Annotated in this window: 17 protein-coding genes; 4 read left to right on the top strand and 13 right to left on the bottom strand. The window is 73.0% G+C overall.

The window, feature by feature from the left end:
• Positions 1-231: 231 nt before the first annotated feature.
• The 11 genes from ACFXKZ_RS47120 to mraZ all read right to left on the bottom strand — a co-directional run bounded on the left by ACFXKZ_RS47120 (position 232) and on the right by mraZ (position 14,859).
• Positions 232-1,056 (bottom strand): cell division protein FtsQ/DivIB, encoded by an 825-nt coding sequence (locus tag ACFXKZ_RS47120; RefSeq protein ID WP_380012744.1) that lies wholly within the window; start codon positions 1,054-1,056, stop codon positions 232-234.
• Positions 1,057-1,077: 21 nt separating this feature from the next.
• Positions 1,078-2,172: an undecaprenyldiphospho-muramoylpentapeptide beta-N-acetylglucosaminyltransferase gene (gene murG, locus ACFXKZ_RS47115; RefSeq protein WP_078979537.1), complete on the bottom strand. Its 1,095-nt coding sequence runs from the start codon at positions 2,170-2,172 to the stop codon at positions 1,078-1,080.
• Between the two features lie 5 nt (positions 2,173-2,177).
• Positions 2,178-3,497: a putative lipid II flippase FtsW gene (gene ftsW, locus ACFXKZ_RS47110; RefSeq protein WP_380012741.1), complete on the bottom strand. Its 1,320-nt coding sequence runs from the start codon at positions 3,495-3,497 to the stop codon at positions 2,178-2,180.
• Between the two features lie 9 nt (positions 3,498-3,506).
• Positions 3,507-4,991 carry a UDP-N-acetylmuramoyl-L-alanine--D-glutamate ligase gene (murD, locus tag ACFXKZ_RS47105; protein WP_380012827.1) on the bottom strand — a complete coding sequence of 495 codons (1,485 nt, stop codon included), beginning with the start codon at positions 4,989-4,991 and terminating at the stop codon, positions 3,507-3,509.
• A 20-nt stretch (positions 4,992-5,011) separates the two neighbouring features.
• Complete coding sequence (gene mraY, locus ACFXKZ_RS47100) at positions 5,012-6,070, bottom strand: phospho-N-acetylmuramoyl-pentapeptide-transferase (RefSeq protein ID WP_078977595.1); 1,059 nt, start codon at positions 6,068-6,070, stop codon at positions 5,012-5,014.
• On the bottom strand, positions 6,067-7,488 hold the full coding sequence (murF, locus tag ACFXKZ_RS47095) for a UDP-N-acetylmuramoyl-tripeptide--D-alanyl-D-alanine ligase (protein ID WP_380012737.1): 1,422 nt from the start codon (positions 7,486-7,488) through the stop codon (positions 6,067-6,069). Before murF ends, mraY begins: the two co-directional genes overlap by 4 nt.
• Positions 7,485-9,158, bottom strand: a complete 1,674-nt coding sequence (locus ACFXKZ_RS47090) for a UDP-N-acetylmuramoyl-L-alanyl-D-glutamate--2,6-diaminopimelate ligase (RefSeq protein ID WP_380012734.1) — start codon at positions 9,156-9,158, stop codon at positions 7,485-7,487. The genes murF and ACFXKZ_RS47090 overlap by 4 nt, the downstream gene beginning before the upstream one ends.
• Before the next feature lie 48 nt (positions 9,159-9,206).
• A complete protein-coding gene (locus ACFXKZ_RS47085; protein WP_380012731.1) occupies positions 9,207-10,970 on the bottom strand; it encodes a peptidoglycan D,D-transpeptidase FtsI family protein in 1,764 nt (587 codons plus the stop codon).
• A 1,399-nt stretch (positions 10,971-12,369) separates the two neighbouring features.
• Positions 12,370-12,969, bottom strand: a complete 600-nt coding sequence (locus ACFXKZ_RS47080) for a hypothetical protein (protein WP_380012728.1) — start codon at positions 12,967-12,969, stop codon at positions 12,370-12,372.
• Positions 12,970-12,994: 25 nt separating this feature from the next.
• Complete coding sequence (gene rsmH / locus ACFXKZ_RS47075) at positions 12,995-13,948, bottom strand: 16S rRNA (cytosine(1402)-N(4))-methyltransferase RsmH (RefSeq protein ID WP_380012725.1); 954 nt, start codon at positions 13,946-13,948, stop codon at positions 12,995-12,997.
• Positions 13,949-14,418: 470 nt separating this feature from the next.
• Positions 14,419-14,859: a division/cell wall cluster transcriptional repressor MraZ gene (gene mraZ / locus ACFXKZ_RS47070; protein WP_380012722.1), complete on the bottom strand. Its 441-nt coding sequence runs from the start codon at positions 14,857-14,859 to the stop codon at positions 14,419-14,421.
• 347 nt (positions 14,860-15,206) lie between these two features.
• Here mraZ and ACFXKZ_RS47065 point away from each other — a divergent pair, with 347 nt between their 5' ends.
• From ACFXKZ_RS47065 to ACFXKZ_RS47050, 4 genes are all read left to right on the top strand, one after another.
• The gene (locus tag ACFXKZ_RS47065) at positions 15,207-15,731 is read left to right on the top strand and encodes a beta-class carbonic anhydrase (protein ID WP_380012719.1); all 525 of its coding nucleotides are present in this window, start codon (positions 15,207-15,209) and stop codon (positions 15,729-15,731) included.
• A 247-nt stretch (positions 15,732-15,978) separates the two neighbouring features.
• Complete coding sequence (locus tag ACFXKZ_RS47060; protein ID WP_380012716.1) at positions 15,979-17,166, top strand: AAA family ATPase; 1,188 nt, start codon at positions 15,979-15,981, stop codon at positions 17,164-17,166.
• 1 nt (position 17,167) lies between these two features.
• Positions 17,168-18,577 (top strand): DUF58 domain-containing protein, encoded by a 1,410-nt coding sequence (locus ACFXKZ_RS47055; protein ID WP_380012713.1) that lies wholly within the window; start codon positions 17,168-17,170, stop codon positions 18,575-18,577.
• Complete coding sequence (locus ACFXKZ_RS47050) at positions 18,574-21,027, top strand: transglutaminaseTgpA domain-containing protein (protein WP_380012710.1); 2,454 nt, start codon at positions 18,574-18,576, stop codon at positions 21,025-21,027. The genes ACFXKZ_RS47055 and ACFXKZ_RS47050 overlap by 4 nt, the downstream gene beginning before the upstream one ends.
• A gap of 226 nt (positions 21,028-21,253) precedes the next feature.
• Here ACFXKZ_RS47050 and ACFXKZ_RS47045 read toward each other — a convergent pair whose 3' ends face one another.
• Both ACFXKZ_RS47045 and dinB read right to left on the bottom strand, forming a co-directional pair.
• The gene (locus tag ACFXKZ_RS47045) at positions 21,254-21,649 is read right to left on the bottom strand and encodes a DUF3040 domain-containing protein (protein ID WP_380012707.1); all 396 of its coding nucleotides are present in this window, start codon (positions 21,647-21,649) and stop codon (positions 21,254-21,256) included.
• Positions 21,650-21,940: 291 nt separating this feature from the next.
• Positions 21,941-23,152, bottom strand: a complete 1,212-nt coding sequence (gene dinB, locus ACFXKZ_RS47040) for a DNA polymerase IV (protein ID WP_380012704.1) — start codon at positions 23,150-23,152, stop codon at positions 21,941-21,943.
• Positions 23,153-23,191: the final 39 nt, after the last annotated feature.

Below are 23,191 nucleotides of genomic sequence, written 5' to 3'. Positions count from 1 at the left end.
TTGCCGACTTGGGGAGGTCGGGACGCGATTTCCGCGAGCCACCAAAACCCTCACCCTCAGGTATAGAGTCAGCCCCGTTCGCATCGAACACCGCCGATCCGAACAGTGCGGATAACTGCTTTGTCAACCTGGGGCTAGGCCGACACTAGGTCCCCATCGGACGCGGTTCAACGAACACGCCGAACCTGTCCCTATTGTTTTATCGCAGTGGCCGAGTGCTTCCGCCCCCGGTCACGGCGTGCTCGGGGTCGAAACCACCGCGCCGGACGCCCCCGGAGCCAACGACTGCGCGGGCGCCGGCGGCGCGAGCGAGGGAAACGGTTGGGTTCGGGTCACCGGCGCGTCGGGCGCGCTGACGTCGTAGAACTTCGCCGGCCGCGTCAACAGCACCGCGAGCACGAGCGCCTTGCGATCCGACGCCTCCGCCCCGCCCCACGACACGGTCTCGCCCTTGTCCAGCACCAGCACGATGTCGTCACGCGTCCGGGCGGTGATGTCCCGTACCCGCTGGGCGATCGGCGGCGGCAGTGCCGAGACCACCTGGACCACCCCCCGTAGCGTTTCCCGACTCACCGTATTGGCGTCGACCTTGACGATCGGCACCCCGGCGGGCGCGGCATCCACCGTACCGAACCGTACGCCGTCCTTGTCGATCTCCGCGTAGCGGTCCGCGTCCGGCACCACCAGGGCGGTGGTGCGTTCGCGGACCGTGATCCGCACCGTGTGCGGCCAGTCGCGTTCCACGTGGACCGAGGCCACACGCGGGATCGCGGCCACCCGGGCCCGGATCGCGTCGAGGTCGATCCCGGCCAGCGGCTCGCCGACCGGCACCGCGGCGACCTTGGCGACCTGGTCCTTGGGCAGCACGACCGGCCCGCCGACGGACACCGTCCGGGCGTCCAACAGCGGCGAGTGGTAGACGATCCCCCACCCGGCGCCCGCGAGCACCAGGAGCAACACCAGGACGAGGAGCGGGCGCAGATTGGTCCAGCGCCGCCGCGGCGCGCGGCCGGGCCTGGCCGGGCGCGCCGGCGCGCGCTCCTTCGTGTCGGGCAAGGACGCTCCTCGGGCCGGCGGCTACTGGGGCAACCGCGCGGCGGCGATCGCCTCGTGGACCATCCGGACCAGTTCCTCGTCGGCGTCGCGCCGACCGAACTCGGCCGCGGCCTTGCCCATGTCGTGCAGGCGACGCGCGTCGGTGAGCACCGGCAGCACCGAGGAGCGGATCCAGTCGGGGGTCAGGTCGGCGTCGTCCACCAGCAGACCGCCGCCCGCCTTGACCACCGGCTGGGCGTTCAGCCGCTGCTCGCCGTTGCCGATGGGCAGCGGTACGTAGGCCGCGGGCAGCCCGACCGCGGCCAACTCGGCGCAGGTCATCGCGCCGGCCCGGCACAGCACCATGTCGGCCGCCGCGTAGGCCAAGTCCATCCGGTCGAGGTAGGGCACCACGACGTAGGCCGGTCCACCGGGCGGCGAGTCGATCTTCAGCTCGTTGTTGGGGCCGGCCGCGTGCAGCACCTGGACCCCCTCGGCGAGCAGTTGCCGAGCGGTCGCGGCCAGCGTCTCGTTCAGCCGCCGGGCGCCCTGCGAGCCGCCGAACACGAGCAGCGTGGGCCGCATCGGGTCCAGGCCGAACATCGCCCGGGCCTCGTCGCGCAGCGCGTTGCGGTCCAGGGTGGCGATCGCGCGCCGCAGCGGGATGCCGATGTAGCGGGCCCCGCGCAGCTTGCTGTCCGGCGTGCTCACCGCGACGAATCGGGTGTAGCGGGCACCGATCTTGTTGGCCAGGCCCGGACGGGCGTTGGCCTCGTGCACCACGGTCGGCACACCCTGGCGTTTGGCCGCCAGATAGCCCGGCAGCGCGACGTAGCCGCCGAAGCCGACCAGGCAGGACGCCTGGGTGCGCTCCAACACGGCCGCGGCCTCGCGGATCGTGCCGCGCAGCCGGCCGGGCACGGTCATCAGTTCGGGCGTGGGCTTGCGCGGCAACGGCACGGCCGGGATCAACGCCAGTTCGTAGCCGCGAGCGGGAACGAGCTTGGTCTCCAGGCCCTTGGCCGTGCCGAGCGCCGTGATACCCACGTTCGGGTTCTGGCGGCGCAGCGCGTCCGCCAAGGCCAGAGCGGGCTCGATGTGCCCGGCGGTTCCTCCGCCGGCAAGGACGACATGCACCTGATTCACCCATCCCTGCGCGGCAGGATCCGCGCGAACGCTCGACGAACCGCCCCGGGCCCGCGTGCGGCGAGCGCCGCCTCGGCCTTTGGCTCACCTCGGGCGAAGGACAACAGCATGCCCACGGCGAACATGGTCGGAAGCAGGGCGGAACCTCCGTAGGACACCAATGGCAACGGCACTCCGGCGATCGGCAGCAGGCCGAGCACCGCCCCGACGTTGATCATGACCTGGGCCATGATCCACGCGGTCGCGCCACCCGCGGCGAGCCGTACGAACTGGTCTTTCGTCCGACTCGCGACGCGGATACCTGCATAGCCTAGGGCCGCGAAGAGGGTGAGTACGGACAGCGTCCCCACCAGACCCAATTCCTCGCCGATGACAGCGAAGATGAAGTCTGTGTGCGCCTCGGGCAAAGTGCCCCATTTGCCATAGCTGGTCCCGATTCCGCTGCCGAACCAACCGCCGGTGGCCAGCGAATAGATGCCCTGGGCGGCCTGCAACGTACTGCCGTCGGGGTCGGAGAACGGGTCGAGGAAACCCGCGAACCGGGCGGCCCGGTGCGGCTTGAGCACGATCAGCACGGTGGCCAGCACGCTCACCACGGCGATCGCCATGGCGAACAACCGGCCCGGGGCACCCGCGATCCACAACAGCGCCAGGACCAGCACGGTGATGATCATCGCGGTGCCCATGTCGCCGCCGAGCAGCACCAAAAACAGGATGATCAGCGCGCCGGGCAGCAGCGGGACGAACATGTGCCGCCACTGGCCCAGCAACCGGCGCTTGCGGGTGAGCACGTCGGCCCCCCACAACACCAGGCCCAGCTTGGCGAACTCCGAGGGCTGGATCTGGAACGAGCCGAAGCCGATCCAGTTGCGGTTGCCGTTGACCTCTATGCCCAGACCGGGCACCAGGACCAGACACAGCGCGCCCACGCAGCCGAGCAGGAACGGATAGGCCAACCGGCGGTACCAGCGCAGCGGCAGACGTGACGCGATCCACATCAGCGGGAAGCCCATCGCGACCGCGATCAACTGCTTGGTGAAGATCTCGTCGAAGGAACCGTAGATCGTGCGCGAGGTGATCTGCGACGCGGACAGCACCATCACCAGGCCGAGCACGGTGAGCAGCAGGCCGGAGCCGAGCAGCAGGTAATAGGCGGTCAGCGGGCTGTCCATGGCCCGACGCAACTCCCGACGCACCGGTCCGGCCCGGCGCGCCCCGGCGGCCGGACGCGGCGCGGGCAGCCGCGAGTCGCCCCGCGGCCGCCGCTCGTCGGCGGGCGCGGGGTGTGCCTCGCGGGTCTGCGGACCGGCGGCCATCGCGCCCGGTCAGCCCGCCGCCGGCCCGAGCCCGCGGACCGCGTCGGCGAACGCGTCGCCGCGCTTGCCGTAGTTGGCGTACATGTCCATCGAGGCGCACGCGGGCGCGAGCAGCACGGTGTCACCCGGACGCGCCAGCGCCGCCGCCTCGCCCACGACCAGTTCCATGGCCCCAGTGTCGGTCGCGGCAACCTCCACCACGGGGACATCGGGGGCGTGTCGCGCGAGCGCGTCCCGGATCACCGCGCGGTCGGCGCCCATCAGCACCACCGCGCGCAGCCGGCTCTTCGCGCCGGAGACCAGGTCGTCGAAGGACGCGCCCTTGGCCAGGCCGCCGGCGATCCACACGATGTCCCGGTAGGCGGCCAGCGAGGCCGCCGCGGCGTGTCCGTTGGTGGCCTTGGAGTCGTCCACGTAGTCGACGCCGGCCACGGTGGCCACATGCGCGATGCGGTGCGCGTCGGGCCGGAACGCGCGCAGCCCGTCGCGCACCGCCACGGGCGGCACGCCGTAGGCGCGGGCCAGCGCGGCGGCGGCCAGCGCGTTGGCCACGTTGTGCGGCGCAGGCGGGTTCACGTCGCCCACGGTGGCCAGCTCCGCCGCGGTGCTGTGCCGGTCGGCCACGAACGCGCGATCGGCCAGCAGATCGTCGACCACCCCGAAGTTCGACAGCCCCGGCGGCCCGAGCCCGAAGCCCACCGCGCGGCAGCCCTCCTCGACCTCGGCCTCGTGCACGAGCTGTTCGGTCTGCGGGTCGGCCAGGTTGTACACGCAGGCGATCTGGCAACCGCCGTAGATCCGGCCCTTGTCCGCCGCGTACGCCTCCGGCGAGCCGTGCCAGTCCAGGTGGTCCGGCGCGATGTTGAGCACCGCCGCGGCCAGCATCCGCGGCGCGCCGGCGTCGTCCTTGGGACTTTCCTCCCAGGTCGGCAGCCAGTGCAGTTGGAAGCTGGACAGTTCGAGGGCGAGCACGTCGTACGCCGGTTCGCCGTCGGCGTCGCGGGCGAGCACCGCGTCCACCACGGGTGTGCCGACGTTGCCCGCGGCGGCAACCCGCTTGCCGGACGCCTCCAGGATCGAGGCGAGCATCCGCACGGTCGTGGTCTTGCCATTGGTGCCGGTGATCGCCAGCCACGGCGCGGGGTCCACGCGCGGCCGCAACCGCCACGCCAACTCCACGTCGCCCCACACCGGTACGCCGGCCGCGCGCGCGGCGGCGAACAGCGGCTTGGTGGGCGGCAGTCCGGGCGAGGTGATCAGCACGTCGGTGTTCTCGGGCAGCGTCTCGTCGTCGCCCAGCCGCACGTCGACGCCGAGCGCGCCCAACTCCTCGGCGCGGCGCCGCGCGTTGTCGTCGGCGCTGCCGTCGATCGCCACGACCCGGGCGCCGAGGCCGTGCAGCGCCCGCGCCGCGGACGCGCCGGTGACCCCGGTGCCCGCGACGCAGAACGACAGCTCGGCCCACGGCGCACCGTGATGGGTGAAGGTGCTCAGGTCTTTCGTACTCACGTCTCTTACGTTCCCGTAACCCAGCCCGCGTAGAAGATGCCGATCCCGAGAATGGCGCACAGGCCGGCGATGATCCAGAACCGAACCACGATGAGTACTTCGGTCCACCCCTTGAGTTCGAAATGGTGCTGGAGCGGCGCCATTTTGAACACCCGTTTGCCGGTCATCTTGAAGTAGCCCACCTGGATGATCACCGACAGCGAGATGATCAGGAACAGGCCGCCGATGAGCGCGGACAACAACTCGGTGCGGGTCAGGATGGCCAGCCCGGCGAGCGCGCCGCCCAGGGCGAGCGAACCGGTGTCGCCCATGAAGATCTTGGCCGGCGAGGTGTTCCACCACAGGAAGCCGAAACACGAGCCCATCATCGCCGCGGACACGATCGCCAGGTCGAGCGGATCGCGCACGTCGTAGCAGCCCACGCCGGGCGCGTTCAGGCACGACTGGCCGTACTGCCAGACGCCGATGAAGGTGTACGCGCCGAAGACGATCACCGAGGCGCCGGTCGCCAGACCGTCCAGACCGTCGGTGAGGTTCACGCCGTTGGAGTGGCCGGCGATCAGGATGTAGGCCCAGATCACGAAGAACACCGGCGTCAGGTCGAGCGCGGTGTCCTGCACGAAGGACAGGTGGGTGGACGCGGGGGTGAACCCGCGCGCGTCCTTGAACTGGATCGCGAGCAGTGCGAACGAGATGCCCACGAACGACTGTCCGGCCAGTTTGGCCTTGGCCCGCAGACCCAGGCTGCGTTGCTTGACGATCTTGATGAAGTCGTCGACGAAGCCGACCAGGCCCAGGCCCGCCATCAGATACAGCACCAGGAGCGCGGACGCGCTCGGCGTCTCCAGGGTGATCGCCTTGGCGGCGCCGTAGCCGATGAGCGCGGCCAGGATGATCACCGCGCCGCCCATGGTGGGCGTACCGCGCTTGCTGTGGTGTCCGGCCGGACCGTCGTCCCGGATCAGCTGGCCGTAGCCGCGCTTGACCAGGATCCGGATCGCGAGCGGCGTACCGATCAGCGACAACACCAGGGCGATGCCGCCGGCGATGAGGATGGCCCTCACCCGTGCACCTCCGCGTTGCTCACGTCGTCCCCGGCGGCGTCCGCCAACAGCGCGTCCGCGAGCCGTTCCAGGGCGACCCCTCGGGACGCCTTCACCAGTACGACGTCGCCCGGGGCCAGTTCGCCCCGGAGTAGTTCGACGGCCGCCTCTACGTCGGGCACCAGCACCGACTCCTCACCCCACGAACCCTCGTTCTTCGCGCCCATGTCGATCCAGGCGGCCTCCCTGCCGCCCACGGCCACCAGTCGGTGGATGTTCAGGCGTACCGCGAGTCGCCCGATCGCGTCGTGCTCGGTCAGCGACTCCTCGCCCAACTCCCGCATGGCGCCCAGCACGGCGAACGTACGATTGCCACCCGCCATCGCGACCAGGGCCTTGAGTGCGGCCCGCATCGACTCGGGGTTGGCGTTGTACGCGTCGTTCACGACGGTCACCCCGTCGTCCCTGCGGGTGACTTCCATCCGCCAGCGGGAGATCGTACCGGCCGCGCCGAGGGCGGCCGCGATGTCCTCGACGGTCATGCCCACTTCGCGTGCCACCGCGGCACACGCGAGTGCGTTCGCCACGTGGTGCTCACCGTACAGGCGCAAGATCACCGGCGCACTGCCCTCCGGCACGCGCAGCGTGAACGAGGCCCGTCCCTGCTCGTCGAGTGTCACGTTCTCGGCCCGTACGTCCGCCTCGGCGCTCTCGCCGAAGGTGACCACGCGGGCCTTGGTGCGCGCGGCCATCGCGCGCACGTACGGGTCGTCCCGATTGAGCACGGCCACGCCGTCGGCGGGCAGCGCCTCGACCAGTTCGCCCTTCGCCTTGGCGATGCCCTCGCGCCCGCCGAACTCGCCCATGTGCGCGGAGCCGACGTTGAGCACCAGGCCGATCCGGGGCGGGGCGATCGTGCACAGGTAGGCGATGTCGCCGACGTGGCGCGCGCCCATCTCGGCGACCAGGTAACGGGTTTCCTCGGTCACCCCCAGGACGGTCATCGGCAGGCCGATGTCGGTGTTGAAGTTGCCGCTCGGGGCGATCGTCGGGCCCCGGCGGGCGAGCACCTGGCCGAGCAGGTCCTTGGTGCTCGTCTTGCCGGAGGAGCCGGTCAGCGCGATCACCGTGGTCTCGGGACGCCGGTCCAGGATCGTCCGGGAGAGTCGGCCGAGCGCGCGGACCACGTCGTCGACGAGGATCGCCGGGGTGCCGGTCTCGCGGTCGGCGAGGACCGCGACCGCGCCGGCCTCGATCGCGGCGCGCGCGTAGTCGTGCCCGTCCACGTGCTCGCCGCGTACGGCCACGAACAGCGTGCCGGGGCCGGCCTTGCGGGAGTCCACGACCATCCCGGCGGTGATGTGCGCGTGCGGATCCGCGCCGCCCGCCGGCCGCCCTCCGAGAGCGGTGGCGATCTCGGCAAGAGTGGTGGAAATCACTGGTTCGTCTCCTCGGCACGCGAGGTGCCGGTCGCCGGGACGCCTGGGTTCGGGGTCTCGGACGTCGGGGTGTGCGTTGATGGTGCGGGAGCCACGATCCTCGCATCGGTGGACTGCTTGGGGGACGCGGGGCCGGCGTGCATGGTTCTGGCCAACGCCGCGCGCAGCTCGACGCGGTCGTCGAAGGGGTGTTTGATCCCGTTCGCGAACTCCTGGCCCTGTTCGTGCCCCTTGCCCGCGATCACCACGGTGTCGCCCGGCGCGGCCCGGTCCACCGCGAGCGCGATCGCCGCGACCCGATCCGGCTCGACCAGCACGGCACCAGGCGAGGCGTCGGCCGCACCGATCCCGGCGAGCATCTCGTCCAGGATCGTGTTCGGGTCCTCCGAGCGCGGGTTGTCGCTGGTGAGCACGACCGCGTCGGCGAACCGGGCGGCGGCCGCGGCCATCAGCGGGCGCTTGGCCCGGTCCCGGTCCCCGCCCGCGCCGAGCACGATGGTCAGCGTGCCGGAGGTCACCGGGCGCAGCGCGCGCAGCAGCGTCTCGACCGCGTCCGGGGTGTGCGCGAAGTCGACCACGGCCTCGAACGGTTGGCCGACGTCGACCCGTTCCATCCGCCCGGGCACGCCCGGCGTGCGGCCCACGCCCTCGACGGCGTCGTCGAGCGAGACGCCGCCGGCGGTCAGCGCGACGATCGCGAGCAGCGCGTTGGACACGTTGAACGGGCCGGCCAGGCACACCCGCGCCTCGGCCTTGTGCCCGTCGGGCCCGACCACGGTGAAGCGGCTGCCGTCGGGGCCGAGTTCGACGTTCTCGGCCCGCCAGTCGGCGTCCGGGTCGCCCGTCGCGGACACGGTCAGCACCGGCACGCTCGCCAGCTTCGCGAGCCGGCGGCCGTACGCGTCGTCCACGTCGATCACGCCCAGTCGCGAGCGGCGCGGCGTGAACAGGTCGGCCTTGGTCAGGAAGTAGTCCTCCATCGACGGATGGAAGTCGAGGTGGTCCTGGGACAGGTTGGTGAACAGTGCGACGTCGTAGACGGTGCCGTCGACCCGGCCGAGCGCGAGCGCGTGGCTGGAGACCTCCATCACCGCGTCGGTGACGCCGCTCTCCAGCATCGACGCGAGCAGCGCCTGTACGTCGGTGGCCTCCGGCGTGGTGCGCACGCTGGGGACCACCTCCTCGCCGATCCGGGTCTCGACGGTGCCGATCATCCCGGTGACGCCGCCGCCCGCGCGCAGCCCGCCGTCGAGCAGGTAGGCGGTGGTGGTCTTGCCGTTGGTGCCGGTGACGCCGTACATGGTCAGGTGCTCGGCGGGCCGCCCGTACACCCAGGCCGCGATCTCACCCAGTCGGCCGCGCGGATCGGCCACCACGAGGGTGGGCAGGCCGCTGTCGGCCGCCAAGGCCGCGCCGGCCGGGTCGGTGAGCAGCGCGGCCGCGCCCGCCTTCGCGGCCTGCGCGGCGAACGCGGCGCCGTGTACGTGCTCGCCCTGCAACCCGGCGTACAGATCGCCCGGGCGCACGGCCCGCGAGTCGTGGGTGACGCCGGTCAGCGTCGCCTCCGGATCGCTCGGGCCCCCGGTGAGCGGGACGGCGAGAAACCCGGCCAGGCCGGTCAGCGGTTGAGGGCGCACCTCGGCAGGGCGGCGCAGATCACGGTTGGGCACGGCGGGCAGGCTACCGCGCTTTGACCCCTCGCCTGGTGCCGGCATCGATCACCACTCGATCGGGAGATCGAGCGGCGCGGTGCCGCTCGGGGCGATCCGACGGCTCTGCAGGGCGAACGTCATCACCTGCTGGAACACCGGCGCGCACAGGCTGCCGCCACCGCCGTCGATGCCCGGCGCCTGGAGCGTCACCGACACCACGACCTGCGGGTTGTCCGCCGGGGCGAAGCCGATGAAGGACGTGGTGTAGCCGTTGTAGTGGCCGGTCTTGGGGTCGAACCGGTTGGCGGTGCCGGTCTTGCCCGCAACGCGGTAGCCGGGAATGCGACCGTTCTTGCCGGTGCCGCCGTCGTCGGCGACCACGGTCTCCAGCATGTCGCTCACCTGGCGGGCGGTCTCCGGGCTGACCACGACGGTGGACTTGGGCGCGGCGGCGGGCTTGAACTTCCCGTCCGCGTCGGTGCTGCCCTTGACCAGGCTCGGCTCGATCCGCACGCCGCCGTTGGCGATGGTCTGGAACACCGAGGTGGCCTGGACCGAGTTGACCGACAGGCCCTGGCCGAACGGGATCGTGTACTGCTGTGACCCGCTCCACTTCTGCGGCTGGGCCAGGATGCCCGGCGTCTCGCCCGGAAACTTCAGGCCCGACGGTTGCCCGACGCCGAACCGGGTCAGGTACTCGTGCAGCTTGGCGTTGGCCTCGGCGCGGCTCGGCCCCAGCTGTTCCGAGGCCAGGATGGTGCCGATGTTGCTGGACTTGGCCAGGACGCCGGCCAGGGTGAGCTGCTGGGTCGGGTGGTCGTGCTCGTCCTTGAACAGTTGGTCGGCGCGGGCGAGCCGGTTGGGCACGGTCACGTGGGTGCCCGGGGTGGCCCGGCCCTCCTGGATCACCGCGGCCATGGTCATCACCTTGCCGGTGCTGCCCGGCTCGTACGCCTCCTCCACCGCCCGGTTGCCCAGGTTGTGCACGTCGTTCGGGCCGATGTGGTTGGGGTCGTAGCCGGGTGCGGTGGCCATCGCCAGGATCTGGCCGCTGCGCACGTCCTGGACCACCACGGTGCCGGATTCCGACTTGGTCTCGGCGACCTTCGCGCCGATCAACTGCTCGGCGTACCACTGGAGGTCGCGCGAGACGGTCAGTTGCACGTCGGAGCCGGCCACGGCCCGAGTGCCGGTGAGGTCGGAGGTGGGCACTCGGCGGCCGTAGACCATCTCCTGCGTGGTGCGGCCGTCCTTGCCCGCGAGTTGGCCGTCGAGGGTCATCTCCAGGCCGCCGCCGCCGTGGCCGGTGGCGTTGACGAAGCCGACCAGGTTCGCGCCGACCGGGCCGGCCGGGTAGATCCGCTTGCTGTGCTTGGTCGAGTAGATGCCGACCAGGTCGTCGCGGCGCACCTTGCCGAGGTCCTTTTGCGCCTGGCGGATGGTGTTCCACACGGCGGGGTCCACCTGTGGGGCGAGCACGACGTAGCGGGACTTGGGGGTGCGCAGTTTGGCCTCGATGGCCACCGGGTCGCCGCCCACGAGCGGGGCCAGCGCCAGCGCGGTGGCGTGCGGGTCGTACTTCTGCACCTGGGTGGGGTCGGCGGTGACGTCGTAGGCGTCCACCGACTTGGCCAGGCTCACCCCGGAGGCGTCGGTGAGCGAGCCGCGCTCGGCGGGCACGGTGACGGTCTGGGTGCGCTTGGCGGCGGCCTGCGCGGCGTACGCGGGCGCGTCCAGGGCTTGGAGTTGAAGCAGTCGGCCGGCGAACAGGGTCAGCACCACGCCGAGCGCGATCAGCCCGATCCGCAGCCGCTTGCGCGGGTCGCCCATCCGGGCGGGCCGTACGGGCCGACGCGGGGCGGGGGGACGAGCCGGCCGGGCGGCACTCGGCCGCGCCCGCCCCGAAGCCCCGGCCCGCTCGGCCCGGGCAGCCTCGCGGACCCGCCGCCCGGCGCCCTCACCGGAGGCGGTGCGAGGCGGCCTCGACCGCTCCGACCCGGCCCGGTCTCCCGAGCCGTCCACCGGCCGGGGGCGTCGGGCGGCCGAACGCTCGTCCCGCGTGGCGGCGGCATCCCCGGCCCGCCGCACGGGCCGGGGCCCACTCTCCGCCCCACCACGCTCCCGCGCCCGCGACGCCCGAAGCCGGCCACGATCCTCCCCGGACCCGGCCCGCGCCCGCCCGTCGGCCCGGGAGGACGCACCGTCCACGCGCGGCCTGCCCGGCGAGGCACCCTGGGCCCGAGGGACCGCGTTCTCGCCGCGCCCCGAACCCCGACGCGCGGACTCGTCCTCGCGCCGCGAACGCCCGGACTCCACCCGGGAAGACACGCCATCACCCCGCGACCGACCCGAATCGCGCCGCGCAGCGCCGTCCTCGGCCCGAGCACGCTCCGCCCCTCGACGCACGGCCCCGTCCGCGTCCCGCGCCCGCCCGGACCCCGCCCGGGGCGAGGCGCCATCACCCCGCGACCGGCCCGAACCGACCCCGGAGGACCCGCCGTCCGCACGCGACCGGCCCGAGCCGTCCCGGGGGGACGCGCCGGCCGGGCGCGGCGCGCGCTCGCCGGAGCCGGCGTCACCGGCGCGCAGGCGGCCCGAGCGGGGCGCGTCGGGGCTCGCGGGTCGCCCGGTGCGCCGTGCGGGCGGATCGGACTCGTCGCCCGGTCGGCGCGGTCGCCCGGGTCGGCCGGCCCGGGCGCCGGGTTCCGCCCGCTCCCCGTCGCGCGTGCCCGCACCACGCGGCGCGGTCGGGTCGCCCTGACCGCGCGGGCGCGGGCGGCGCGCGTCCGGCGCACCCGTGCGGTCGGCCGCCGGCCGGGGTCGGCGCGCCGAGGACCCGGCCGGGTCGGCGCCGGCGTCCCGGCGGCCCCTTCCGGCGGAACGCGGCTCGTCGGGATCACGCGGATCACGGGGGTCACGGCGTCCGTCGGTCAACGCGGGGTCCCTTCAAGCCGAATGCGGCAGCAAGCCGAATGTGACAACAAGTCGAACGCGACAGCGGGGCGAACGCGACAGCGCACCGCACCCGGCGGCACACCCGTACAACGAGCGGACGAACGCGCGGCGCCGGGCGAAACCCCACCCTCCTCCACCCGACCACATCGACCCGCCCGCCACCCCGACCCGACACGTCGAATCGCGCCGCCCTCTCGCGGTGCGGCGCCCCACGGCCCGGACCCGCCCGTGGACCGCGCACCCGGGCGGGCGACACGATCGGCGGAGCCTCGCGTCAACGAGCCGCTTCCGGCGCGGCGGGCGTCGCCGGGGCCGCCGGGGTCTCGGCGACAGGCGCGGCAGTGGTCGCCGGCGTCTCGACGGCGGTCGCCGCCGGCGCCGCCGGAGTCACCGGCGCCGAAGCCCCGGCCGGATCGGCCCCGGCCTGGGCCACCGGCACGCCCGGTCCCCCACCGGCGGGCGGGGCGGCGGTGGCACCGGCCGGTGTCGCGGGGGCCTCCGGTACCAACGGCGGCTTGGACGTTGCGGGCTTGGGCACCCCGAGCACTCGCCCGGTCGCGGGGTCGATGAAGACCGGACTGCCCCCCGGAACCAGCCCCAGCTCCTGGGCCCGTCGGGCGAGTTCGCCGGGCGCGGCCCTGGCGTCCAGCTCGCGCTGCAACGCCTCGCGGTCGTCGGTGAGCTGGTCCTGGCGCTTTTGCAACCGGCCCACCTCGAACGAGCCCTGGTTGAGCGCGGTGTTCAGCAGCAACAGGGACAACAGCCCGCCGCCGAGCAGACCGACCACGAGCACCACGAACGGCGTGCGCGTGGTCCCCTTCGCCCGGCGCGCGGCCAGGCGGATCCGGGTCATCGTCTTCGCCGCGCCGCTCATCGGCTCCCCCGTCCGCCGCGTCGATTCACCGGTCTTCCCGCACCCGCTCCGCGGCCCGCAACCGCACCGATGCCGCGCGCGGGTTCGCCTCGTTCTCCCGCTCGCTCGCCTGCTCCGAACCGCGCGTGAGCAGTTTGAACCGCGGCTGCAACTCCTCCGGCACCACCGGCAGGTCCGGCGGCGCCTTGCTCTGTGCGCCGGCCGCGAACACGCGCTTGGTCATCCGGTCCTCCAGCGAGTGGTAGGACATCACCACGATCCGCCCGTGCAGCGCGAGCGCCCGCACGGCGGCGGGCAACGCCCGCTCCAGCACCGCGAGTTCCCCGTTGACCTCGATCCGCAGGGCCTGGAAGGTGCGCTTGGCGGGATTGCCGCCGGTACGCCGCGTCGCGGCCGGGATCGCGGTGCGCACCACGTCGACCAGCCGCGCGCTCGTGGTGAACGGTTCCTTCTCCCGCTCGCGCACGATCGCGTCGGCCACCCGGCGGGCGAACCGCTCCTCGCCGAAGTCGCGCAGGATCCGGGCCAACTCCGCGGCGGTGTAGCCGTTCAGGATGTCGGCCGCGGTGATGCCCACGGTCGGGTCCATCCGCATGTCGAGCGGCGCGTCCTGCGCGTAGGCGAAGCCGCGATCGGCCCGGTCCAGTTGCAGCGAGGACACGCCGAGGTCGAACAGGATGCCGTTGATCCGCTCGATCCCGAGCCGATCCAGCACCTCGGGCAGTTCGTCGTAGACCGCGTGCACCAGCGTCGCCCGCTCGCCGAACCCCGCGAGCCGGGCCGCCGAGCGCTCCAGCGCCTCGGGGTCGCGGTCGAGGCCGATCAGCCGTACCTCGGGGAAGGCGGTGAGCAGGGCCTCGCTGTGTCCGCCCATGCCCAGTGTCGCGTCCACCACGATCGCTCCGGGTGCGCGCAACGCGGGGGCCAGCAGGTCGACACACCGCTCCAGCAGGACCGGAATGTGGGCGGGTGCCGTCACGGCCCCTCCACCATCGTCGCGTTCACTCCGGGCCCTTCGTCGTGCGGAAACCCGCAGTCTAGGCCCTGCCCGGCGGATCTTGGCGGAGCAGGCCGCGTCGTCCGGTGCCGTGCATCGGCGTGCCGGAGGAGCAGCCGCATAGTGGTTCCATTCGGCTGTTTCTCCGGTGCGGCGAGGTGAGCGCAGCGAGGAGCCCGTAGGGCGGATGCCGGGCGGCGCGGACCCGCCGTGATCCGCCGGGCAGGGCCCGGAGGCCGAGGTGCAACCTTCTCGCGGAACATGCCGCGAACCGTGCCGCCAGGTCCCCGCCCGCTCGTCTGGGGAAGTGACCTCTGGCACCGGGGAAGGAGTGCCAGAAAGCTCGGAGCGGGTGGAGACCTCGCCGCAGGTGCGCCGGGCGAGACCACGTTCGTGAGGATGCGACTCGGGAACCGAGAAGACGCGATGGGCGTCGCCGCGCTCGGATCGGCTCAGATCAGACCGGGCAGCACCTCCTCGGACAACACGGCGAAGGACCGCTCCTGCTCCGCGAGGTAGTCGTGCCAGGTCCGGGCCGCCCACAGCTCGACCCGGGTGTTGGTCCCGATGACGACGCAGTCCCGACTGTCCCGGTCCAGGCCCGCGTAGTCGCGCAGGGGTTGCGGCACCAGCACTCGCCCCTGCTTGTCCGGCACCGCGTCGGAGGCCCCGGCGTAGAGCACGCGCATGTAGTCGCGTGCCGCCTTCGAGGTCACCGGGGCTCGACCCAATTGCTCGGCGATCCGGGTGAACTCCGCGATGGGCCACACATAGAGGCAGCGTTCCTGCCCCTTTGTGATCACAAGGCCCTCCGCCAGCTCGTCCCGGAATCGCGCCGGCAGGATCAGCCGGCCCTTGTCGTCCAACCGGGGCTCGTATGTGCCCAGAAACACCGAGCACCTCCGGCCGCCGTCAGGAGCTTGTGGGCTCCATTTCCCGCCACTCTACTCCACCAAACCCCACGGTCAACCCTTTTCGGGCGCGTCACTCTGTTCCCACTGATGACAAAAGCCCAGCTCAGAAGGGGTGAGGCAGAAGAACCACCCGATTGCGCGCCCCCCGCACGCCACTCCCCCGCATCGGGCGCAGGTTTCGGCCTTTGCACCCTTGGGCTCCCGGTACGAATCTCCCATTCGGGGATTAGCACTCATAGGTCAGAATTGCGACGAATCATCTGCATGTGGGCAGTGTGACTCCCCCCACGAAGCGGATCCGCCTGGCAATCGCTAACGTCCTGACCATGGTCGATCGTCTTGTCGCAGCCAACCGCCTCTACGCGGAGCAGTACCGGAACCCCGGTATGTCCGCCATGCCGGTCCGCCACACGGCGGTCGTCACGTGCATGGACGCCCGCCTGGACGTGCACGCGATGCTCGGTCTGGAACTGGGCGACACGCACGTGATCCGCAACGCGGGCGGCGTGGTCACCGATGACGTGGTGCGTTCGCTGACGATCAGTCAGCGGCACCTGGGCACCACGCAGGTGGTACTGATACACCACACCCAGTGCGGCATGCTCACCGTCACCGAGGACTTCCGCCGCGAACTCGAGGCCGACACGGGCCTGCGCCCGCAGTGGGCGGTCGAGGCGTTCGTCGATCTCGACGGCGACGTGCGCCAGTCGATGAACCGGGTGCTCCGCTCCCCGTTCCTCCTGCACCGGGAGACCGTGCGCGGTTTCGTCTACGACGTCACCACCGGCCTGCTGCGCGAGGTTTTCCCGCTCTCCGACGTGCAACCGGAAGGCGCCTCCGCGCAGTCATAGGCTCCGTCGCCTCTCCCGCCGACCCGAATTCCGGATCGGCGCGGCACCATCGAGGGGATCGACCCGTCTCGGCCGAAGCCTTTTGCGCCGACCGGATCGCCCTCCATGCCGCGTCGGCTACCGTCCGGAGTCGCAATGCGCGTTGTCCGGGCCGTCCAACGGGGTGACGGCAGCGCACGCTACCGGGAGAATCGGCCTGTGGCCCTGACCCAGGGCGTGCACAACGCGGTTCCAGGGAGGGGCACGGGTGTCGACGTTCAACGATCAGGCCGGTCTGGGGGATCTGACGGTCACCACCGATCGGATCCGCGGGGCCATGGAGACCGTGATCGAGGGCAAGCCCGAGGTCGTCCGCCTCGCCTTGACGGTGCTGCTGGCCGAGGGCCACCTGCTCGTCGAGGACGTTCCGGGGGTCGGCAAGACGATGCTGGCGAAGGCCCTCGCGCGATCCGTCGATTGCGACATGCGTCGGGTCCAGTTCACCCCGGACCTGCTGCCCTCGGACATCACCGGCGTCAGCGTCTTCGACCAGGAGAAGCGCGAGTTCGAGTTCAAGCCGGGCGCCATCTTCGCCAACATCGTGGTGGGCGACGAGATCAACCGGGCCTCGCCGAAGACGCAATCCGCGCTCCTGGAGTGCATGGCCGAGCGTCAGGTCACCGTCGACGGCACCACCTACGAGTTGAGCGCGCCGTTCATGGTGATCGCGACGCAGAACCCGGTGGAGATGGAGGGAACGTATCCTCTGCCCGAGGCGCAGCGGGACCGGTTCATGGCCCGCGTCTCGATGGGATACCCGGCGATCGACGCCGAGTTGCGGATGATCGGCGGCCACAGCGCCGGCTCCCCGCTGACCGACCTGACCCCGGTCGCCGACGCGCGCGACCTGGTCCGCCTCGCCGACGCCGTCCGCCGGGTGCACGTGTCCCCGGCCGTCGCGCGCTACGCGGTCGACCTGGTCAACGCCACCCGCCGCTCGCCCGAACTGCGCCTTGGCGCCTCGCCGCGCGCCACCCTGCACCTGGTCCGCGCGTCACGGGCGGCGGCGGCCCTGGACAACCGCGACTACGTCCTGCCGGACGACCTGCAGACCCTGGCCGTCTCGGTGCTGGCCCACCGCCTGCTGCCCACCGCCGACGCGCAGATGGCCCGGCGTACCCCGGAGCAGATCGTCGCCGACATCGTGCGCCAGGTCCCGGTCCCCGGCGCCCCCACCGGCCAGGCTCCGCAACCGGCCCAGGGCCGGGCGGTCGGCGCGCCGCAGATCGTGCCCGCCCCGCCGGTGCCGCCCGCCCACCAGCCCTACCCGGGCGGCGTCCCGCACCACAACGGCGGCCGGCCGTACCCGACGCAGGCGCCGACCGCGCACGAGGGCTACGCGCCGGTGCCGTCCGACGGTCGCCTCGGCGGCACGGGCTCCGGGGCGGCGCGCTGACGTGCGTACCGCACTGTCGGGCCTGACCACCCGGGGGCGCTCCTTCCTCGCGGCGGGGATCGCCGCGAGCATCTGCGCGGTGGTCCTGGGCCAACGCGACCTGCTGCGGGTCGGCTTCCTGCTCACCGCGCTGCCGCTGGTGGCGGTCCTGATCGTCGCCCGCACCCGGCACCTGGTCACCAGCGCCCGGGGGCTGGAGCCGCCCCGGGTGGCGGCGGGCCACGAATCCCAGGTGCGGCTGCGCGTGGACAACGTCTCGCGCATCCCCACCGGTCTGCTGATGCTCGAGGACCACGTGCCCTATGTACTCGGCTCGCGGCCCCGCTTCGTGCTGGACCGCATCGAGCCGCACGGCAACCGGCACGTGTCCTACCGGGTGCGCTCGGATCTGCGCGGGCGTTTCCCGGTGGGGCCGCTGCGCCTGCGGATGGCCGACCCGTTCGGGATGTGCGAGCTGACTCGTTCCTTCGCCGCCCGGGACACCCTCGTGGTCACTCCGGCCGTGCAGCCACTGCCCGCAGTGGACCTGGGCGGCGAGTGGACCGGCTACGGCGACAGCCACGCCCGCAACGTGTCCGCGTCCGGCGAGGAGGACGTGGTCCCGCGCGAGTACCGGCACGGCGACGACGTGCGCCGGGTGCACTGGCGCTCCACCGCCCGCCGCGGCGAACTGATGGTGCGCCGCGAGGAACAGGCCTGGCAGAACCGGGCCACCGTACTGATCGACACCCGCGCCGGCGCGCACGTCGGCGACGGACCGGCCTCGTCCTTCGAATGGGTGGTCTCGGCCGCCGCGTCGGTGGGCGTACACCTGTGCCGGCGCGGCTATACCACCCGCCTGCTCGACGCCGAGGGCGACGCGCTCGCCGGGGACCTGGAGGGCATCCGGGCCGCGCCCGGCGACCTGGAGGGTTTCCTGCTCGACGCGCTCGCGGTGGTGGAGACGGTGCCGGTGAACGCCCTGGACCAGGCCGAGCCCGCGCTGCGCGACCCGGCGGGCGGCGGGCTGACCGTCGCCGTGCTCGGCGCGCTGACCGAGGACGACGTCAAGCGGCTCGGCCGGGCCCGGCACCGCTCCGGGCGCGGGGTCGCGATCGTCCTGGACGTGAGCACGTGGGGCCGGGTGCCCGGCGCGCTGCCGCACGACAGCGCGGTGGGCCTGCTCCGCCAGGCCGGCTGGCGCGTGCTCTCCGCCCGGGCCGGCTCCCGGCTGTCCGAACTGTGGCGCTCGGCCGGTCGGGTGGGCGACCCGGCCGCCGCCGGCTCGATGTCCTACGCCGGCACCGCGCGCGCCGCCGCCCCCGCGGCCCCCGCGCCCGTATCCACGCCCGCCGCCTCGGGCCCGCCGCCGCGCCCTCGCGCGGCGCCCACGATCGGGGGCTCCACCGTCGACGGAGGGGAACGGCCATGACCGGCCGACTGCGTCTGGCCCTGGTCGCGGCTCTCGCGACCGCACTGACCTCGTCCGCACTGCTCCCGCTGGTCGACGCGGGCCGTTGGATCGCCCAGGGACTGGGCGCGATCCTGCTGGTCGCCCTGGTCGGCGAGGGGGCCCGGCGGATCCGGGTGCCGCGCCCGATCGTGGGATTGACCCAGCTCGCCGCCCTGGTGCCCTACCTGCTCCTGGTCTGCGTCCCCGACGCCAGCGGCCCGATCCCGACCCCCGGCAGCGTCGACGCGTTCGTGGAGTTGATGCGCACCGGCGGACAGGACATTCGCGAGTTCAGCACGCCCGCGCCCGCCACGCCCGGGATCGTCGCGATCCTGCTCACGGTGATGGGCGGCGTGGCCGTGATCGTGGACATGATCGCGGTGACCTACGCGCAGGCCGCGCCGGCGGGCCTGCCGCTGCTCGCGCTCTACAGCGTGCCCGCCGCGCTGTCCCAGTCCGGCCTCGGCTGGGCGGTCTTCCTGATCGCGGCGCTGGCCTACGTCCTGCTGCTGCTCGCGGAGGGCCGCGAACGGCTGCTGCGCTGGGGCAGGCCGCTGGCGCCGCCGATACCGCCCGGCTATCCACCGATGCGCCAGTACCGCCCACCCGCCCGCGGCGGCGGCCGGATCGGCGTGGCCGCGCTCGCGGTGGCCGTCGCGGTGCCCGCGCTGATCCCGCTGAGCGCCAACCGGCTCCTGGACAAGAACGACAACGGGCCGCAGTCGCATCGGCTGACCACGATCAACCCCGTGGTCAAGCTCTCCGACGAGTTGAACCGGGCGGAGAACCGGGAGTTGATGCGCTATCGCACCAGCTCCGCCTCGCCCGGCTCGATCTATCTGCGGATCTCCTCCCTCGACCGGTTCGACGGCCGCTCCTGGCAGCCGTCGGAGCGGCAACTGACCGACGTTCCGAAGGACTTCCCCAAGCCGCCGGGCCTGGACCAGGGGGTGCGCACCACCGAGGTGGTCACCCGGGTCGAGTCCGACCGGGACTACGACCAGGGTTCGCTGCCGATGCCCTACCCGGCGACGCAGGTCCAGGTGAAGGGCAGTTGGCGCTACGAGCCCGAGGGTCGCCTGCTGCTGGCCGACAACAAGCAGGGCCTGCGCGGCCTCGGCTGGACGGTGACCAGCCTCGACGTCGAGCCGACCCCCGCCCAGCTCAAGGCCGCCGGCCCGCCGCCGCCCGCGCTCGCGCCCTACGTGGCGCTGAACCTGCCGCCCGACATGGTGAACCGGATCCGCCAGCAGGCGCAGCGGATCGGCGGCAACGGCACCTCCTACGACCGGGCCCGCAACCTGGAGGAGTGGTTCGCCCGCTCCAACCAGTTCCGCTACGACACCAAGGTCCCGCCCGGCAACGGCGCCTCGGCGCTGGAGAACTTCCTGGAGCAAAAGGTCGGCTACTGCGAACAGTTCTCCTCCGCGATGGCGGTGATGGCCCGCACCCTGGGCATCCCGGCGCGGATCGCGGTCGGTTTCATCCCCGGCACGCAGCAGGCCGACATGAGCTACAAGGTCAGCAGCCACGACGCGCACGCGTGGCCGGAGTTGTACTTCTCCGGCGCGGGCTGGATCCGGTTCGAGCCGACCCCCTCCCGGGGCAACTCGCCGTCCTACGCCCAGCAGGACGTGGCACCGGTCGCGCCGTCGGCCACCCCGGGCAGTGCGGGCGACCTGCCCACCAAGCAGCCGCAGACGGTGCCGAGCGCCGGGCCGTCGACCGCCACGACCAGCGCGCCGGCCGCCGTCGGCGCCTCCTCGGACGGGCCGCGGTTGTCCGGTCGGGTGCTGTTGATCGGCGGCGCCGTGCTGCTGGCGGTGCTGCTCGTGGTGGCGCCGATGCTGGTCCGCACCCGGGTTCGCCGACGCCGGTTCGCGGCGCTCACCCGGGACGTGGCGGCCGACGTCGATGCCGACGACCGCGCCGGGCCGGTGCTCGGCGGGTGGGCCGAGGTGCTGGACACCGCCCGCGACCTGGGCCACCCGGCACCGGACGCGGAGACCCCGCGCCAAGCCGCCGAACGGCTGCTCGCCGTGCTGGCGGTCGACGCCCCCGCCGCCGAGGGTGCCGGGGACGCCGACGACACCGGGCGGCTCGCGGCGGGATCGGCCGTGCTCGCCGCCCGCGAGGCGCTGCCGCGGATCGCGCTCGCCACCGAACGGCTGTTGTACGCGGCCACCCCGCCGGTCCGCGAGCCGGGCCTCGGCGAGGACGTGCGGGCGGTCCGCCGGGGTCTGCTGGCCCGGGCCGGACGCGGTCGCCGGTTGCGGGCGAGCCTGCTCCCGCCGTCGTTGCGCCGCCGGGGCGGGCCGAGCCGGGCCGAGCGTCGGTACGCGTTCGCCGAGCGGTTCCGGCCCCGCCTGCCGCGGCGCCGCCGGGGCGATGGCCCGGGTGGCACGCCGAAGCCGGCCGACCTCGGCTGAGCGGCGGGCGGCCCCGGCCGCCCGCCCGACCCGGGGCACGGGGCACGGGGCACGGGGCACGACGACAAAACGCCGGTGGCGGTGACCTCCGATTCCCTCGGAGGTCACCGCCACCGGCGTTGTCGTTTCGTATGCCGCCCCGTCTCGACGTCGCGCCCGGGACTCGACCCGTGGCGACCGGGTCTCCCCGGTCGCGTCGTCGACGCGGTGCGGTATGCGCCGAACGTCAGCCGTTCTCCTCGCGTCGACGACGCCAGCGGTCCTCGATGCGGTTCATCACCTTGGCCTTGTTGCGCCGCCGCGGTGCACGGCCGCGGCCCGCGCCGCCGCCTTCGCCCGCGTCGGCCGTCGCCGGTCCCCGACGCCAACCGGTGACCGCGAGGAGCGCCCCACCGAGCATCGCCAGAAAGCCGATGACACTGACCCAGATCTGTTGGACCATCATGCCGGTCATCAACAGGACGATGCCGAGCAGGAATCCGAGGATCGCCTGAACGGTGCGTCGCCGGGTATGCCGGCGCATGCCGGCTGCTTCGAGCGCTGTCGCGAATTTGGGATCTTCGGCGTAGAGCGCTCGCTCCATCTGCTCAAGCATGCGCTGCTCGTGCTCTGAGAGCGGCACGGCGTCCTCCTTCGTCGGCCGCGACGCGACCTTGCGGCCCTTTCAGGATAGGCAGGTAATCGCTGTCGTGAAAGCCACCCTCGGCACGGGCTCGACGCCCGACACCGCGTGAGGGTTCACCACATCGATTCCCGCCCCTTCCCACACTTGTGCCCTGCCCGACGCACGCTCATGTCCCCCGGTCAGGGCTTCGATGATATGCGGCCCGGGCGGGTTCGCGCTGAGGGATGGGGCCGGGCGGGTCCGCGTGGGCGGCGCGTGGGGCGGCCGGGGCCGGCGGCGGGCGGTGGTTCAGCGCCCTCGCGGACCCCGCGCCCGGGGCCCGGGACCGAGCAGGGTGGCGGCGGTGAGCGCCGAGTCGCCGAATCGGCCGCGCACCGCGTCGGCCGCGCGCTCCACCTCGCGCCGGCCCGGATCCCGTTCGCCCAGCACCAGTTGGCGCGGAGAGCCGCCGCCGACCAAGCCCTCCACCCGGATCCCGACCAGACGCAGCCGGGCCCGTTCCAGGCCCAGCGCGCCGTGCAGCAGGCAGGCCACGTGGTAGATCTCGTGGCCCACGTCGGTGGCCTCGCGCAGGGTCCTGCTGCGGGTGATGGTGCTGAAGTCGGCGAACCGGATCTTGATCGTGACGGTCCGCCCGGCCGTCTTCGCCCGGCGCAGCCGGGTCGCGGTGCGGTGCGCGAGGGCGAGCAGGGTGCGGCGGATCGCCACCGGGTCGTCCACGTCGGTGGGGAAAGTCTCCTCGGCGCCGATGCTGCGTTCGGGTTCCCAGGGGATCACCGGCCGGCGGTCCCGACCCCAGGCGAGTTCGTACAGCCCGCGCCCCGCGGCGGTGCCGAGCGCGCGGCTCAGCGTCTCGACCGAAGTGTGGGCGACATCACCGATGGTGGTCAGGCCCAGATCGGTCAACAACGCGCCGGTGCGCTCGCCGACGCCCCACAGGCGGTCCACCGGGAGCGGGTGCAGGAAGTCCACCACCTGCTCGGGGCGGATCACGCTGAGCCCGTCGGGTTTGGCCAGCGCGCCGGCCAGCTTGGCGGTGAACTTGGTGTCCGCGATGCCGACCGAGCAGGTGATGCCCTGCTCGTCGAAGATCCGGGCGCGGATCGACTCGCCCACGATCTCCGGCGGGCCCAGGCGGCGGGTGACGCCCGCGAGGTCGAGGAACGCCTCGTCCAGGGACAGCGGCTCCACGCGCGGGGTGATCGAGCGCAGCACCTCCATGACGCCGCCGGAGACGCGGGCGTAGTCGTCGTACTCCGGGGAGAGGAAGAGCGCGTGCGGGGCGAGCCGGCGGGCCCGGGAGGTGGCCTGACCGGCGTGCACGCCCAGCGCGCGCACGTCGTAGGTGGCGGAGAGCACCACCCCGCGCGGACCCTGGCCGGCCACCACCAGGGGGGTGTCGCGCAGTGTCGGGTCGCGGCGGATCTCGACGGACGCGTAGAAGGCGTCCATGTCGACGTGCATGATCGCCTGCGGCGGCGCGGATCGGGCGATGCTCATCCGGCACCGCCCGTCCGGTCGTCGCGGCCGGGGCGGGAA

It is taken from the genome of Embleya sp. NPDC059237, from assembly GCF_042754105.1.
In the GTDB taxonomy this organism is placed as follows: domain Bacteria; phylum Actinomycetota; class Actinomycetes; order Streptomycetales; family Streptomycetaceae; genus Embleya.
Note: the sequence above shows the minus strand (reverse complement) of the source record. Positions and strands in the feature narration are given on the sequence as shown.